The sequence below is a fragment of the Streptomyces sp. NPDC005803 genome, assembly GCF_040630435.1.
GTDB lineage: Bacteria > Actinomycetota > Actinomycetes > Streptomycetales > Streptomycetaceae > Streptomyces.
This window is the reverse complement of record NZ_JBEXXO010000055.1, coordinates 1-15,653: the sequence shown is the minus strand read 5'-3', so window position 1 is coordinate 15,653 and position 15,653 is coordinate 1. Positions and strand designations below refer to the sequence as shown.

15 protein-coding genes are annotated in these 15,653 nt (G+C 72.2%); 11 read left to right on the top strand and 4 right to left on the bottom strand.

Annotated features, from left to right (window positions below; all coding sequences use genetic code 11):
• The first annotated feature begins 461 nt into the window (after positions 1-461).
• The 6 genes from ABZ454_RS38240 (at position 462) to ABZ454_RS38215 (ending at position 8,080) form a co-directional block, all read left to right on the top strand.
• Entirely contained in the window at positions 462-1,007 is a 546-nt protein-coding gene (locus tag ABZ454_RS38240; protein WP_359544039.1) for a MaoC family dehydratase, read from the top strand.
• Between the two features lie 477 nt (positions 1,008-1,484).
• The gene (locus ABZ454_RS38235; RefSeq protein ID WP_359544038.1) at positions 1,485-3,134 is read left to right on the top strand and encodes an MFS transporter; all 1,650 of its coding nucleotides are present in this window, start codon (positions 1,485-1,487) and stop codon (positions 3,132-3,134) included.
• Between the two features lie 231 nt (positions 3,135-3,365).
• Positions 3,366-4,631 carry an MFS transporter gene (locus tag ABZ454_RS38230; RefSeq protein WP_359544037.1) on the top strand — a complete coding sequence of 422 codons (1,266 nt, stop codon included), beginning with the start codon at positions 3,366-3,368 and terminating at the stop codon, positions 4,629-4,631.
• Between the two features lie 62 nt (positions 4,632-4,693).
• On the top strand, positions 4,694-5,302 hold the full coding sequence (locus ABZ454_RS38225; protein ID WP_359544036.1) for a TetR/AcrR family transcriptional regulator: 609 nt from the start codon (positions 4,694-4,696) through the stop codon (positions 5,300-5,302).
• 6 nt (positions 5,303-5,308) lie between these two features.
• Positions 5,309-7,156: a gamma-glutamyltransferase gene (locus tag ABZ454_RS38220; protein ID WP_359544035.1), complete on the top strand. Its 1,848-nt coding sequence runs from the start codon at positions 5,309-5,311 to the stop codon at positions 7,154-7,156.
• Positions 7,157-7,252: 96 nt separating this feature from the next.
• Entirely contained in the window at positions 7,253-8,080 is an 828-nt protein-coding gene (locus ABZ454_RS38215) for an inositol monophosphatase family protein (RefSeq protein WP_359544034.1), read from the top strand.
• 12 nt (positions 8,081-8,092) lie between these two features.
• Here ABZ454_RS38215 and ABZ454_RS38210 read toward each other — a convergent pair whose 3' ends face one another.
• Positions 8,093-8,947, bottom strand: a complete 855-nt coding sequence (locus ABZ454_RS38210; RefSeq protein WP_359544033.1) for an SDR family NAD(P)-dependent oxidoreductase — start codon at positions 8,945-8,947, stop codon at positions 8,093-8,095.
• A 90-nt stretch (positions 8,948-9,037) separates the two neighbouring features.
• Between ABZ454_RS38210 and ABZ454_RS38205 the strand changes: the two genes are divergently transcribed.
• The gene (locus tag ABZ454_RS38205; RefSeq protein WP_359544032.1) at positions 9,038-9,469 is read left to right on the top strand and encodes a MarR family transcriptional regulator; all 432 of its coding nucleotides are present in this window, start codon (positions 9,038-9,040) and stop codon (positions 9,467-9,469) included.
• 6 nt (positions 9,470-9,475) lie between these two features.
• On the opposite strand, the gene ABZ454_RS38200 is transcribed toward ABZ454_RS38205, so the two are convergent.
• Both ABZ454_RS38200 and ABZ454_RS38195 read right to left on the bottom strand, forming a co-directional pair.
• Complete coding sequence (locus ABZ454_RS38200) at positions 9,476-9,871, bottom strand: VOC family protein (RefSeq protein ID WP_356322820.1); 396 nt, start codon at positions 9,869-9,871, stop codon at positions 9,476-9,478.
• A 27-nt stretch (positions 9,872-9,898) separates the two neighbouring features.
• Positions 9,899-10,678, bottom strand: coding sequence for a nucleotidyltransferase domain-containing protein (locus ABZ454_RS38195; protein WP_359544040.1), 780 nt, complete (start codon positions 10,676-10,678; stop codon positions 9,899-9,901).
• A gap of 185 nt (positions 10,679-10,863) precedes the next feature.
• Between ABZ454_RS38195 and ABZ454_RS38190 the strand changes: the two genes are divergently transcribed.
• Together ABZ454_RS38190 and ABZ454_RS38185 are read left to right on the top strand one after the other, a co-directional pair.
• Positions 10,864-12,297, top strand: a complete 1,434-nt coding sequence (locus tag ABZ454_RS38190) for an NAD(P)/FAD-dependent oxidoreductase (protein WP_359544031.1) — start codon at positions 10,864-10,866, stop codon at positions 12,295-12,297.
• Positions 12,298-12,353: 56 nt separating this feature from the next.
• Complete coding sequence (locus ABZ454_RS38185) at positions 12,354-12,893, top strand: O-acetyl-ADP-ribose deacetylase (protein ID WP_356322824.1); 540 nt, start codon at positions 12,354-12,356, stop codon at positions 12,891-12,893.
• A 98-nt stretch (positions 12,894-12,991) separates the two neighbouring features.
• On the opposite strand, the gene ABZ454_RS38180 is transcribed toward ABZ454_RS38185, so the two are convergent.
• Positions 12,992-13,297, bottom strand: a complete 306-nt coding sequence (locus ABZ454_RS38180; RefSeq protein WP_359544030.1) for a UBP-type zinc finger domain-containing protein — start codon at positions 13,295-13,297, stop codon at positions 12,992-12,994.
• A 240-nt stretch (positions 13,298-13,537) separates the two neighbouring features.
• Between ABZ454_RS38180 and ABZ454_RS38175 the strand changes: the two genes are divergently transcribed.
• The gene (locus ABZ454_RS38175) at positions 13,538-15,025 is read left to right on the top strand and encodes an AlkA N-terminal domain-containing protein (RefSeq protein ID WP_359544029.1); all 1,488 of its coding nucleotides are present in this window, start codon (positions 13,538-13,540) and stop codon (positions 15,023-15,025) included.
• A complete protein-coding gene (locus tag ABZ454_RS38170) occupies positions 15,022-15,552 on the top strand; it encodes a methylated-DNA--[protein]-cysteine S-methyltransferase (protein WP_359544028.1) in 531 nt (176 codons plus the stop codon). Before ABZ454_RS38175 ends, ABZ454_RS38170 begins: the two co-directional genes overlap by 4 nt.
• The last annotated feature ends 101 nt before the right edge of the window (positions 15,553-15,653 follow it).

Below are 15,653 nucleotides of genomic sequence, written 5' to 3'. Positions count from 1 at the left end.
GCACCTCGCCGCGTTGTCGGAACGCCCGAATACATCCAGTATGCGGACGCTCCTCCGCCTTGCGATGCACCGCATCTGACGCCGCGCGCTGATCCCCCAGGGATTACGGGACAGCCCTTGGAGCGACTGGCGGGCCGCGAGGGCACGCCCCTTGCACCGCGGACACTTTGCCGCGATCCGGGCGGTGCGCGGCGCCCGCCGCCCGCGCTCCCGTACCGGTCGTCGGTCCTCCATGCCGGTGCTGGCGCGGTGCACGGACGTCAGTGCACTGTCGAACTCCGTTGAGTACGTGGAGAGTCAAGCGTCTCGCCCCACGGCAACTAATTTCACCGGAGAGCAGCCGCACGGCACACGCGAGGGCGACCGGATCTCGGGGCCGCTTCACCACTCCGTCATATCAGGGGGCACATCAAAACGCTCCCTCCAGGCCGGCTCCGTACAACAGACAAAGGGAGAGCTCGATGGCTCAGTTCAGCACCGATCAGGTGGCCGCCCCGGCGGAACCCTTCGATCCGGAGGCGTTTCACGTCGTTCCGGCCAGGGAATTCGAGGATCTGCGTGTCGGTGAAGTCTTTCGTGCGCCCAGTCGCACTCTGACCGATGCTCACGCTGCCGCATTTCAGACGGTCTCCGCGGACAACCATCCGGTGCACTACGACGCGGAGTGGGCTCGCAGGCATGGGCACGCCGCCCCAGTGGTGCACGGCCTGCAAGTGCTCGCCTTCACGGCACCCGGGGCCACCTTGTTCCCCCACTTCATCGGGGAGGTGTTCATCGCCTTCCTGGAGGTGTCCTGCGCCTTCCTGAAAGAAGTTCACTCCGGGGACACCCTGTACCCGGCGCTCACCATCAGGGGTCTGGAGCACCAGGGCGACGACGGCGTCGTGATCACTGACGCCACGATCCACAACCAGCGTGGTGAACTCGTACTGTCCGGCCGGCACAAGTACCTGTTGCGACGCCGGCACTCAGCAAGTGAGCTCTCCGGCCCGGGGAACGAAGGCTGACTCCGCGGGGCAACCCCTGCCCGCGGTCCGGGCCCCGGGCTCCGTAGGCGAGCTTCAGGGCCTGGACCGTCATTCCGGGCCCCGCGTCCGCGGTCGGAGCGGTCTGCGGGACCTCCTGGCGGCTCAGTGGCTGCTGGCCGTTGCCACGCACGAACGCCACCGCATGACCACCGCCGGCTCACTGTGCGGTGCTGGGGCGTCCGCCGAACCGCGAGGCGGGCGTGAGGTGAACGAAAGGACGTCTCATGCGCCCATGGCTGAAGGGCAGCGTGCCCGCGGTCTTGTGGACGGTCTTCTCCTGCGACCCGCCGGACTCCTGTTCCTGGGAGCCCCGCTGATGCGCACCGTAAAAGCTCAGGCCGCTCAGAGCCCTTCCGGCACTGCCCGGTCCTGGCCGTGCGGCGGGCCACCTCGGGCAGGCGGAGGTCGATGCGCTCCAGCAGCTTCTGAGCTGCGGCGACGCGCTGGGTCGCCGTCATGAAGCGAGTCGGTACGACAGCACTGGCCCCGTTCGCCACCCGTGCCTATCGTGCGCTCTGGATGGCGCATCTGGTGTCAAGTACCGGTACCTGGATGCAGATGGTCGGCACCCAGTGGTTCCTCGTCGGGCACAGCGCGGCGATGGTGACGCTGGTGCTGACCGCGGCCGGCCTCCCGGTTGTCCTGCTGGCACTGCCTTTCGGCGTACTGGCCGACCGCTACGACCGCCGATCCGTGGTCCTGACCGCCCAGTTCGCGATGTTCGCCGTGTCCACCGTTCTGACCGTGCTGGCATTCGACAGCAGACTCACCGCCCCCTTGCTGCTGGGCCTCACCTTCCTGCTGGGATGCGGTACCGCCTTGATGCGGCCGGCCTGGCACGCCATCCAGCCGGAACTGGTCGAACGTAGCCAACTGAGGCAGGCCGCCGCACTGGGCGCCGTGAGCATGAACCTGGCGCGCGCTGTCGGACCGGTCCTGGGCGGCCTCCTGGTCGCAGCGGCGGACGCGGGCTGGGTCTTCGCCTTCAACGCCCTGTCCTACCTCGGCGTCGCCGCCGCCCTGCTGCTGTGGAAGCGACCGCGCACACGAGGGCCCTCCAGCGGAGCCGAGAGCCTCCTGGCCTCCGCCAGTGCCGGGCGACGCTACGTCAGGCATGCGCCCGGCGTAGGGCGCGTTCTCCTGCGCACCATCTTGTTCATTCCCGGAGTGGCCGCCTTGTGGTCACTGCTCCCGCTGGTGGCGAGCCGCTCCTTGGGGCTAGGCCCGGACGGTTATGGATTCCTTCTGGGCGCGGTCGGGCTCGGTGCGGTCAGCGGGGCCTTCGTCCTGCCCCGTCTTCGACGAGTGCTGGGGGCCAACGGCATTCTCTTCGCCGGAGCAGCCGTGTTCGCCGTCGTTCTCGCCGTCATGGCGGTGGTGCGTACTCCGTGGATCGTGGTGGTGGCGCTCCTTCCCGCGGGTCTTGCCTCCATCGGTGTGGTGTCCACCCTCAACGTGGCGATCCAGCAGCGGCTGCACGGCTGGGTCAGAGCCCCCGGCCTCGCCTATTACGTCATGGCCTTCCACGGGGGACAGGCGTTGACGGCGCCGCTGTGGGGAGCGCTGGCCGATGCCTTGGGAACGGCGGTGTCCCTGCTGACCGGGAGTGGCGTGCTGGTCCTCGCTGCCGCGAGTGTCCGCAGGTGGCCTCTGCAGGCGCCGGCCACCAGCGAGTCCGAGCCCTCCGTCCACTGGCCCGAGCCGTCCCTTCTGTTCGAGCCGGAACCGGCCGAGGGGCCGGTACTGGTCTCTGTCGCCTATCAGGTCGCCCCTGGCAGTCGCACGGCCTTCACGGAGTGCATGCTGCACCTCGCTCGTTCGCGGCGGCGCACAGGCGCGCTCAGTTGGGGCCTGTACCAGGACGGCCGGCGCCCTGACGTGTTCATCGAGAACTACCTGGTCGCTTCATGGTGGGAGCATCTGGCTCAGCATCACTACCGGCTCACATCCGCCGACCACTCGATGGAGGAGCGGGTTCGTCGACTTCTCGCGCCCCACACCTCGCCCGTGGTGACTCACGCGTTCGATGCCTCAGCCGGTCCTGTCGTCACGCTTGCCGAGCAGGCGCGGCCGGCCGGAGCAGACCCACCTGACCTCCCCTCATGAACGGTTCCCCTGCGGTCCGGAGAGAGGTTCAGCAGGCACCTTCGGCGTGCTGCTGCGTCTCCCGGAGGAGAGGCCTGGGCCGCTCACCGGCACCCTCCACGTCCGCTTCCCCGTCGCGGTGCGGCAGGTGCCGAGGGCGGTCGCGGCGCCCACCGGGAAGGAATGCGTCCGATGTGGTGTTGGCAGCTTCGCATGACTGAACAGACCGGTCTACTCAATGCGAGGAACCACATGCGGACGCAGCCGACGATGCCCGACCACGACATGACAGCCGCATCATCGGCAGGTCCGCTCCCCGCCGGAAAACCCAGGGCACTGCCCCCGCGCGTGGCGTTCTACCTGCTGGCCTCGATCATCGTGTCGTTCCTTGCCGCCTCCAGCGCCCCTACCCCGCTGTACGCCGTGTACCAGGCGGAATGGGGTTTCAGCCCGCTGACCACCACCGTCGTGTTCGGTGTGTACGCGATCGCCGTCCTGGTCGCGCTGCTCACCCTCGGGCGCCTGTCGGATCACCTCGGCCGCCGGCCGGTACTGCTGGCGGCTCTCGCAGCGCAGGCAGGGGCGATGGTGCTCTTCGCGACCGCCTCCGGTGTGCCGGAACTGATGATCGGCCGTGTGATCCAAGGCCTCTCGGCAGGTGCCGCACTAGGTGCGGTCGGGGCCGGGATGCTGGACATCGACCGGCCCCGCGGGACCATCGCCAACTCCTTCACGCCCGGTCTGGGAACGGCCACCGGGTCTCTGGCCTCGGCCTTCCTGGTTCAGTACCTGCCGGCACCGACGCACCTGGTCTACCTCGCGCTGGTGGCCGTCATGGCCGTACAGGCGGTGGGCGTGGCGCTGATGCGTGAGACGTTGACGCCCGAGCCGGGAGCGCTGGCTTCCCTCATCCCCGTCATCAAGCTGCCGAGGACCGTCCGGCGTGCGGTCCTGAACGCGGCGCCGGTCCTGTTCGCGGTCTGGGCCCTGGCGGGGTTCTACGCTTCTCTGGGCCCGTCCCTGGTCCGGACGATGACCCACTCCACATCAGCCGTCTACGGCGGACTGGCCCTGTTCGTGCTGGCCGGGGTCGGCGCCGCCGCCACGCTCGTGCTTCATTCGGCGGCGCCGCGCACAGTGATGTTCACCGGAATCGGCACCCTCGTCGCCGGGGTCGCGTTGACCCTGGTCGCCATAGGGAACGGTTCGTCGGCGCTGTTCTTCTTCGGTTCGGCGCTCGCGGGCATGGGTTTCGGCAGCGGTTTCCAGGGGGGTATCCGCACGGTGATGCCGCTGACCGCCGCCCATGAACGCTCGGGTGTCCTGTCGCTGCTGTACGTCGTGTGCTACCTCGGCATGGGAGTGCCGTCCGTGGTAGCCGGCTACCTGGTCGTCCATGCCGGGGGTCTGCTGAGCACGGCGCGGGAGTACGGTACCGCCGTCATCGTTCTCGCCCTGCTGGCCCTGGTCGGTCTGCTGTCCGAACGCCGTGTGAGCCAGGAGGCAGCAATAGGGTGACATCCCGGCAGGTGCGGCGACCAGAAGTCGTTTCACGGCGAAGGAGACAGGAGAGGGCCGCCATGACCACGAGTCGGACGGGGCTGGACGAACGCAGGCCGTCCGCGCGCGAACGCTTGCTGTCCGCCGCCAACGAACTGTTCTACGAGGAAGGCGTGCACACGGTCGGGACCGACCGGATCGTCGCACACGCGGGGGTGGCCAAGGCATCCCTGTACAACACCTTCGGAAGCAAGGACGAACTGGTCGTCGCCTACCTGCGGTCCAGGCACGCGGCCACCGCCGCACGGATGCATGCCGCGCTCGAGCACATCGAGTCTCCCCGGGAGCGCCTGCTCGGCGTCTTCGACGCGCTCGCGGAAATGTTCGCGGGCCCGAGCCACCGCGGCTGCGCGTTCACCGCGGCGAGTGCCGAGGCGACCCCCGGCAGTAAGACGGAACAGGTGTCGGACGACTACAGGGCCTGGGTGCGCGGCCTGCTCACCGAGCTGGCCCAGCAGGCCGGAGTCCCCGATGCCGAGACCTTCGGGCGCCAACTGCAGCTGCTCTACGACGGGTGCATGGTTTCGGTACGGATGGACGGTGACGCGAGCTCGGCGGCCGCGGCCCGCGCGACCGCCGAGGTCCTCCTGGACGCGGCCCTGTCCTCACCCGTACCCAGAGCAAGGTGACGCGCGATGTTCACGACCCGACCCACCCTCCAAGGCACCTTCGGCATGGTGTCCTCCACCCACTGGCTCGCCTCGCAGTCCGCGATGGCGGTCCTTGAGGACGGCGGCAACGCCTACGACGCCGCCGTCGCCGCCGGATTCGTCCTGCACGTCGTGGAACCGCACCTCAACGGCCCGGCCGGCGAGGTGCCGATGATCCTGGCGCCCGCGGACGGGGAGGTGCGGGTGCTGTGCGGTCAGGGCCCCGCCCCGGCCGGCGCCACCCTCGCGCACTACCGCTCGCTCGGCCTCGATCTGGTGCCCGGCACCGGACCGCTCGCCTCCGCCGTCCCCGGCGCCTTCGACGCCTGGATGCTGCTGCTGCGCGATCACGGCACCAGGACCGTCGCCGAGGTGCTGCGGTACGCGATCGGCTACGCCGAGGACGGGCACGCACCCGTCGAACGCGTCGGTCAGACCGTCGAGACCGTTCGCGAGCTGTTCGAGACCGAGTGGCAGTCCTCCGCCGACGTGTACCTGCCCGGCGGCAAGTCCCCCGAGCCCGGCCGGCTCTTCCGCAACCCCGCCCTCGCCGCGACCTGGCGCCGTCTGATCGCCGAGGCCGAGGAGACCGGCGGCGACGACCGCACCGCGCAGATCGAGGCCGCCCGCGCGATCTGGCGCGAGGGCTTCATCGCGCAGGCGCTGGTCCGCCAGGCAGCCGCCCCCACCATGGACACCAGCGGCAGCCGCCACACCGGCACCCTCACCGCCGCCGACCTGGCCGGCTGGTCCGCGTCGTACGAGGCGCCCGTCACGTACGACTGGAACGGCTGGACCCTCGCCAAGGCCGGCGGCTGGAGTAAGGGCCCCGCCTTCCTCCAACAGCTCGCCCTGCTCCCCGCCGAGCTGCCGCCGTACGGCTCCGCCGCATACGTGCACCTGCTCATCGAGGGCTGCAAGCTCGCCATGGCCGACCGGGAGGCCTGGTACGGCGACGCCGCCGAGGTCCCGCTCGGCACGCTGCTCTCCGAGCCGTACAACGCGGCCCGCCGCGCGCTGATCACCGACGAGGCCTCGCACGAGCTCCGCCCCGGCAGCCCCGACGGGCGCACCCCCGTCCTCAGCGAGCACGCGCACGCCGTCGCCGCCGGCGCGTCCGGCTTCGACGCCCTGGGCCTGCCGGCGGCCGGCGCGGGCGAGCCGACGGTCGCGAGGGACACCGCCGCCGTCGCCGGGGGCGAGCCCTCCGTCGCCGAGGACGGTGCGACCCGCGGCGACACCTGCCATGTCGACGTCGTCGACCGCTGGGGCAACATGGTCTCCGCGACCCCCAGCGGCGGCTGGCTCCAGTCGAACCCGGTCGTGCCCGAGCTCGGCTTCCCGCTCGGCACCCGGCTCCAGATGGCCTGGCTGGACGAGGGCCTGCCGAACTCCCTCACTCCGGGCCGCCGCCCCCGCACGACCCTCACCCCGTCCCTCGCCCTGCGCGACGGTGTCCCGGTGATGGCGTTCGGCACCCCGGGCGGCGATCAGCAGGATCAGTGGCAGCTGCACTTCTTCCTCGCCGTCGCCCTGCGCGCCGAGGTCCGCGGCGGCCTCGACCTCCAGGGCGCCGTCGACGCCCCGAACTGGCACAACGACAGCTTCCCCGGCTCCTTCTTCCCGCGGGGGATGCGCCCGGGCAGCGTCACCGTCGAGGAGCGCATGGACCCCGAGGTCGTCGCGGAACTGCGTCGGCGCGGGCATGACGTCACGGTCGGCGACCCGTGGTCCGAGGGCCGGATGTGCGCGGTCGCCCGTGACCCGGAGACCGGGGTGCTCTCCGCGGCGGCGAACCCCCGCGGCATGCAGGGGTACGCCGTCGGACGCTGACACCGGCCCGGTCATGACGGGGAGGTGGCCGGCCCGCCACCTCCTCGTCATGACCACGTCGTCGGCGCTCCGGCCGCCCGTGCTTAGCTGGGGGACATGATCGATGACTTCCTTGCCGGGGACCTGACCGAGGTCGAGGAGGCGGTCCGCGCAGCGGCCGCCGCCGAGATCATGCCGCGCTACCGGCAGCTCGCCGCACACGAGATCGTCGAGAAGAACGGTCCGCACGACCTCGTGACCACCGCGGACCGGCGCGCCGAGGAACACCTCACCGCATCCCTGAGCCCGCTCCTGCCCGGCTCCGTGGTCGTCGGCGAGGAGGCCGTCCACGCCGACCCCGAGGTGTACGAGGCGCTGGGCGGCGAGGCTCCCGTGTGGATCGTGGACCCGGTCGACGGCACCCGTCAGTTCGTCCGTGGCGAACCGGGGTTCTGCACCCTGGTCGCCCTGGCCCACCGGGGCGAGCTGCTGGCCTCCTGGACGTACGCCGCCGCCCTGGACGAGATGGCCGTAGCCGTCCGTGGGCGGGGGGCCACCCTCGACGGGACCGCGATACGGTCCGGCTCGCCCGCGCCCGGCGCCGTGCTGCGGGTGGCGATGTCCCACCCCGACTACACCACCGACGCGCAGAAGAAGGCCCTGCTCGGCCTGCGCACCGAAGGCATCGAGGCCCGCCCCTGCGGTTCGGCCGGCCTCGAATACCTCGCCGTCGCCCGTGGCGAGCTGGACGCTGTGGCTTTCAACTGGGAGTACGCCTGGGACCACGCGGCGGGGCTCCTCCTGGTCACCGAGGCGGGCGGCGCCCAGGTCACCCTGTCCGGCGCGCCGTTCCGGATCGCCGGGGGCAACGACCTGCCCTTCACCGCCGCCCGGGACCGTGCGACGGCGGAGCGCATCCTGAGCGCGCTGCGCGCCGGGGCCTGAGCGGGCGGTTTTTCAGGCCAGCAGGGTGCGGGTCAGCGCGGCGAGGCGTTCGCGCGCTGCCGGGTCGTACGCCTGCTCATGGGCGGACGTCTCCGTGAACCGGTCGAAGTAGCGGCCGCTGACCTCGGTGAGCGCGGGGTCGGTGATCAGCCGCACCGTGGGACGCACGCCCTCCTCGACGGGGACCGCCGGAGTCAGTCCGTACGCCCGCACCCCCTCGGTGTCCATCAGATGGGCCGGGTGCAGCGCGTTGAACGTGACCCCGCTCCCGGCCGTCCCGTCGGCGGCCAGGTCGAACGTCGACATGATCATCGCGAGCTTGCTCCGGCAGTAGGCCTCCAGGCCTTCGTAGCCGCGTTCCATCATGACGTCGTCGAAGTCGACCGGCGACTGTCCCACCGACGCCACCTGGACCACGCGCGCCGGTGCCGACGCGGTCAGCAGCGGGAGCAGTTCCCTGATCAGCAGATACGGCGTCAGATAGTTGACGGCGAAGCGGAGTTCATGTCCCTGGGCGCTCACCTCCCGGCGCCGCGGCTCGGCGCCTCCGCCGGCCACCGCGTTGTTGACCAGGACGTCGAGGCGGGGCTCGGCCGCCCGGACCGCCGCGGCCAGGGACCGGACCTGGTCCAGGTCGGCGAGATCGGCGAGGTAGGTGCGGACCTCGGCGCGGCCGCCCGAGATCGCCCGGACCTCGGCGGCGGCCCGGTCCAGCCGCTCCCGGTTCCGGCCGTGCAGGAGCAGGGTGGCGCCCCGTCCGGCCAGATCGCGGGCGAGGTGGAGGCCGAGTCCCTGGGTGGCGCCGGTGATCAGGACGGTCCTGTCGAAGGTGACGGGCGCGGGGCTGCGCCCTGCTTGAATATCCATGGCCTGAGTTATATCAAGGCCTTGATAGAACATCCATCCCTGTCATCTCGCCGCCGCCCGTCGCGGGGCCGGCGCTGTACGCTCGCGAGCATGGGAATGACCGCCGGCGACCGCCTCGGCGCGGACATCAAACGTGCAGAGCAAGCCCTCATGGCAGCCAAGAGCTCCGCGTTGAAGGACGCCGACCTGACCGTCGCGCAGTACGCGGCACTGTTCGCCCTCGCCGATCACCCGGGCATGTCGGGGGCGGCACTGGCCAGGGCCTGTCTGGTGACACCGCAGGCGATGGCGGCGGTGCTGAAGCACCTGGAGGAACGGGGACTGATCGTCAGGTCCGTGCACCCCTGGCACCAGAAGATGCTGGAGACGCGCCTGACCGAGGCCGGAGCCCAGACGCTGCGGCTCGCCGACGAGCGGGCGGTGCGGATCGAACGCCGCATCGCGGACGAGTTCACACCGCAGGAACGCGACACCCTGCGGGAGCTGCTCGCCCGCTGCGTCGCGGCCATTCAGCGGGACTGAGCGCCCTCAGGAAGGGCCGTTACCGTGCTTGACCAGGCAGAACGGATGCCCGGCCGGATCCGCGTAGATGCGCCACGGGCGATCGGTCCCGGCGGCGTCGTCGAGCACGGTCGCCCCGGCCGCCACCACCTCTCGCTGGGCCGCGGTCAGGTCGGGGACCCCGAAGTCCAGATGGAACTGCTGCGGGCGCTCCGGATCGGGCCACCGCGGTGGCCGGTGGTCCGCCACGCGCTGGAACGCGAGCACGGTCCCGGCGGCGGTGTGCAGCGTGGCCCAGTCGTCGCCGACCGCCCACCGGCGGTCCACCTGGTTGACGCGCCCGCCGAGCAGTGAGCGGTAGAACTCCGCGAGACGCAACGGATCGGGACAGTCGAGCACCACGCACTGCAGTTCAGCGATCATGCCTGGATTCTAGGATCACCGTCCGGATCACAGGGCGTGCAGGACTTCACGTACGTCCCGCACCACCGTCGCGGCCGACTCCACCGCCGCGGGATCCAGACCCCGCAGGGCCTCACCCACCCGTGCCGCGAAGTCCGCAGGCGTGTCGGGCAGGGCCGCGGCGGCGGCCAGCGCGCCCTTCTCGTTGAGGCACCAGTGACGGTGGTGCGCGTGCAGCGACTGGACCAGGACGCCGAACGCCCGGGACAGGCAGAGTGAGACATGCAGCCGGTCCCCGGCCGGCGCGGACTTGCGGGCTGCCACGACCGAGAAGTCCGCCTCCCACGCCGCATCGGCCAAGGCTCTGCGCAGCGGCTCCGGGTATTCGGACGTCGCCTGCTGAAGGGCCGTCAACTCACCGTGAGGGTCGGCGAGTACGCGCCCGAGGGCGACCTCGCCCGGGTAGGCGGGGGACCAGAAGCCGAGTGGGTGCCCCGGCTGGACCCCCACTTCGTAACGGCCCTGACGGCAGTCGGACCAGACCGCCTCGACCCGGCCCAGATCGCGCAGGATCCAGTCGACCGGAACGCCGTCCACCCGCAGCCAGGCCCCGCCGTTCACCCACGGCCCCCAGCCGCCCGGCCCGGCCACCTCGACCGGGGAGCCCTGGAACGCGGACGCCAGCGAGGTCAGCGCGGCGAGGTCCGGCACGCCTCGGTAGTAGAGGCCCAGGTCCCAGTCGGAGTCCGGCCGGTGGGCGCCCCGGGCCCGGCTGCCGCCGAGGACGACGGCGCGGATGCCGGGCACGGCGGTCAGCCGCTCCGCCATCTCGCCGATCCGGTGGCGCACGGCGGAATCACCCGGTAGCGCGAGGGTGCCGGGAGTCGGGCCCGGCCGGGGCTGCTGTGCGGGGTTCGACGGGGTCATCGCGCAGGACGATACCCGCGCCCGGACCGCTGACGCCTGCGAATATCCTGGGTGCTCAGACCGTCGGCTGACAAAGGAGTCCGAAGGTGCCGTCGATGCTCGATGCCGTCGTCGTGGGGGCGGGCCCCAACGGACTGACCGCCGCAGCCGAACTGGCCCGCCGTGGCTTCGCCGTGGAGGTCTTCGAAGCCCGGGAGGCCGTCGGCGGCGGAGCCCGTACCGAAGAACTCACGCTGCCGGGCTTCCGGCACGACCCCTGCTCGGCGGTCCACCCGCTGGGCATCGGCTCACCCGCCTTCCGCGCGATGCCGCTGGCCCGGCACGGCCTCGAGTGGCTGCAGCCGCGGCTCGCCCTGGCGCACCCGTTCCCGGACGGTTCCGCGGCCGTGCTGGCCACCTCGGTGGGGGAGACGGCCATGGCGCTCGGACCGCAGGACGCGGGGGCCTACCGGCGGCTCCTGGCCCCCTACCTCGGCCACTGGGACGCCCTCGCCCAGGACTTCCTGCGCACCCCGTGGGACGGACTGCCCCGCGATCCCTACCGCTGGGCGCGCTTCGGGCTCGACGCGATCCAGCCCGCCGCGCTCCTGTCCCGCCGTTTCCGCGGCGAGAAGGCCCGCGGCCTCCTCGCCGGACTCGCCGCCCACGCCATCGCCCCCACCAGCGGCCTCGCCACCGGCGGCATCGCCCTGCTCTTCGCCCTGGCCGCGCACGAGAACGGCTGGCCGGTGCCGCGCGGCGGCTCCCAGGGCGTCTCCGACGCCCTCGCCTCGTACCTGCGGGAGCAGGGCGGCGTCATCCGTACGGGAACGGAGGTCAAGCGCCTGGACGAACTGCCGCCCGCCCGCGCCTACGTCTTCGACACCTCGCCGACCGCGCTGGCCCGGATCGCCGGGCTGGGCAACGCCTACCGCGGCTACCGTTACGGCGCCTCCACCTTCAAGATCGACTACGCCCTGTCGGCCCCCGTCCCCTGGGCCGCGGAGGAGGCCCGCCGGGCCGGCACGGTCCACATCGGCCCCACGGCAGGCGAGATCGACACCGCCCTGCGCGCCGCCGTGACCGGCCGCGACCCGAGCGTCCCGTTCCTGATCACCGCCCAGCCCAGCCTCGTCGACCCGTCCCGCGCCCCCGAGGGCAAGCACGTCTTCTGGGTGTACGGCCACGTCCCGGCGGGCTGGCAGGGCGACGCCACCGACGTCATCGAACGCCAACTGGAGCGCTTCGCCCCCGGCTTCCGCGACGTCGTCCTCGCCCGCGCGGTGTCGGGACCGCCCCAACTCGCCGCGCGCAACGCGAACTACGTCGACGGGGACATCGCCTGCGGCGCCTTCTCCGGGCTGCAGACCGTGATCCGTCCCAGGCTCGCCCGGGTGCCGTACGCGACCGCGCACCCGGCGGTCTACATCTGCTCGTCGGCGACCCCGCCCGGCCCCGGCGTGCACGGCATGTCAGGCCACCACGCGGCGAAGGCGGTATGGCGGCGGCTGCGCGGGACGGGGCCGTCCGGCCGCCGTTGACGTCCGCCCCGCGCGGCCGGCCGCCAGGGAGGCTCGGGTCACGGCATGATGGCGGCATGCGCACACCTTCCACCGTCACCGTCACCCTCGTGCGGGGCGACATCACCCAGCAGTCCGTCGACGCCGTCGTCAACGCCGCGAACTCCTCCCTGCTCGGCGGCGGCGGGGTCGACGGAGCGATCCACCGCAGGGGCGGCCCCGAAATCCTGGCCGCCTGCCGTGCGTTGCGAGCCTCGACGTACGGCAAGGGACTGCGTACGGGCCAGGCGGTCGCCACCACCGCCGGAAAGCTCGACGCCCGCTGGGTGGTGCACACGGTCGGCCCGGTCTGGAGCAGCGCCGAGGACCGCTCGGCCCTGCTGGAGTCCTGTTACCGCGAAGCCCTGCGCGTGGCAACGGAGTTGGGGGCACGCACCATCGCCTTCCCGGCGATCTCCACCGGCATCTACGGCTGGCCGATGGACGACGGCGCCCGTATCGCCGTCCGCACCGTGCTGGCGGAGGCGGCCGCGCCCCTCGAAGAGGTGCGGTTCGTGCTCTTCGACGCGCACGCGTACGTGGAGTTCGAAGAGGCGCTGGCGGCGGCACGGACCTGAGGGAGCGCGAGCCGCGGCACGGACCTGAGAGAGGGCGGCCGGCGGCACGGACCTGAGTGAGCGCGGGCCGGCCCCGGGGACCGCCGTGCGGGCCGGGCTCAGACCGGCCGGGCCGGTCCCACACCGTCGACGTCGAACGTCACCTGGTCCTCGTAACACCACCACCACGTCTCGCCCGGCTCGTAGGAGCGGATCAACGGGTGGCCCGTCGCCTCGCGATGCGCGGTGGCGTGCTTGTTCGCGGAGGAGTCGCAGCACCCGACCCGTCCGCAGCTCTGGCACTCGCGCAGATGGACCCAGGTGTCGCCCTGCGCGACGCACTGCGGGCAGGAGTCCGGGCTGTCCGGGGTCACGCGCCGGACCTGGTCCAGATGGGAGCAGAGGGGCGCGGCCGTGTCCGTCATAGCGGGCTCTCCCTTGCGTTCCGCGCTGCGCGGCCGGACGGGACCGGTCCACGCAGTCCGACGGGCCTCAGGCCCGCCACGGGGGCGTCGAAGCTTTCTCCAGCCTCTCACCGGGGCGTCGGCTGTCAACTCAGGCCCCGCGCGGACCGCACCCCAGGGAGGCCGGAGAAGCCCTGGCAGGGCGAGGCTGATGTCGGATTCCCGCCAGCTCCGCCCCTGCCCGTGGCCCATGCTTGAACCATGCACACCGACACCGAGCGCTGCGTGCGGGCCGTCCAGTCCAAGGACGCCCGGTTCGACGGATGGTTCTTCACCGCGGTCCTGACCACCCGCATCTACTGCCGTCCCAGCTGCCCCGTCGTACCGCCCAAGGCCGAGAACATGACCTTCTACCCGAGCGCCGCCGCCTGCCAGCAGGCCGGGTTCCGGGCCTGCAAGCGGTGCCGCCCCGACACCAGCCCCGGATCGCCCGAATGGAACGCGCGCGCCGACTCCGTCGCCCGCGCGATGCGCCTCATCCGGGACGGGGTCGTCGACCGGGAGGGCGTGCCCGGGCTGGCCACCCGGCTCGGGTACTCGGCCCGCCAGATCGAACGCCAGCTGCTCGCCGAGTTGGGCGCCGGGCCGCTGGCGCTGGCCCGGGCACAACGGGCGCAGACCGCGCGGGTGCTCATCGAGACGACCGGGCTGCCCATGGCCGAGGTGGCCTTCGCGGCCGGGTTCGCCTCGATCCGCACCTTCAACGACACCGTCCGCGAGGTCTTCGCCCTCGCCCCCGGGGAGCTGCGCAGCCGCGCCGCCCGGTCGGCGAAGCCGCCGGTCACGCCCGGGGTGATAGCGCTGCGGCTTCCGTACCGCGGCCCGCTCAACCCGGGCAATCTCTTCGGGCACCTCGCCGCGACGGCCGTCCCGGGCGTCGAGGAGTGGCGCGACGGGGCCTACCGCCGCACGCTCCGCCTGCCCCACGGACACGGCGTCGTCGCCCTCACTCCGCGCCCCGACCACATCGCCTGCCGGCTCTCGCTCACCGACCCGCGTGACCTCACCCTGGCCATCAGCCGGTGCCGCTGGCTGCTGGACCTGGACGCGGACCCGGTCGCCGTCGACGAGCAGCTGCGCTCCGATCCGCTGCTGGCCCCGCTGGTCGACAAGGCGCCGGGCCGCCGGGTGCCGAGGACCGTCGACGGTGCGGAGTTCGCCGTCCGCGCCGTGCTCGGCCAGCAGGTCTCCACCGCGGCCGCCCGGACCCACGCGGCCCGGCTGGTCAGCACCCACGGCACGCCCGTCGACGACCCGGAGGGCGGCCTCACCCACCTCTTCCCGGCGCCGGAGGCGCTGGCGGGGCTCGACCCCGAACAGCTGGCCCTGCCCCGCAGCCGCCGCCGCACCCTCACCACCCTCGTCGGAGCCCTCGCGGACGGCTCGCTGCGGCTGGGCACGGACACCGACTGGGAGAAGGCGCGGGCCGAACTGCGCGCACTGCCCGGATTCGGCCCCTGGACCGTCGAGGTCATCGCCATGCGGGCGCTCGGCGATCCGGACGCCTTCCTGCCGACGGACCTCGGCATCCGGCGGGCCGCCCAGCAGCTCGGACTGCCCTCGACACCCGCCGCGCTCACCGCGCGCGCGGCGGGCTGGCGGCCCTGGCGGGCGTACGCCGTCCAGTATCTGTGGACCGTCGACGACCACCCCATCAACCACCTTCCCGCGCAAGGAAGTGCCTCGTGACCACGCCCCGCACCGCCACCACCACCGCGACCCGGCAGCACACCGTGATCGACAGCCCCTACGGCCCGCTGACCCTCGTCGCCACCGACCGGGTCCTCGCCGGTCTCTACATGGCGGGTCAGCGGCACCGCCCGGCGGAGGAGACCTTCGGCGTGGCCGACCCTGGCCCCTTCGAGGAGGTGGCCGAGCAGTTGGACGCCTACTTCGCCGGTGAACTGCGGGACTTCGACCTCCCGCTGCACCTCGCCGGCACCCCGTTCCAGCGCTCCGTCTGGGCCGAGCTCCGGCGGATTCCGTACGGCGAGACCCGGACGTACGGAGAACTGGCCGAGCACCTCGGCAAACCCGGCGCCTCCCGCGCGGTGGGGCTGGCCAACGGCAGGAACCCGGTCGGCATCATCGTGCCCTGCCACCGGGTCATCGGAGCCTCGGGCAGCCTCACCGGGTACGGCGGCGGCCTCGACCGCAAGCAGCGCCTGCTGGCCTTCGAGAACGGTGCGCACGCCGGCGCCCCGGCGCTCTTCTAAGGGCTGTCCCGTCATCCCTGGTGGATCAGCGCGCGGCGTCAGATGCGGTGCATCGCAAGGCGGAGGAGCGTCCGCATACTGGATGTATTCGGGCGTTCCGA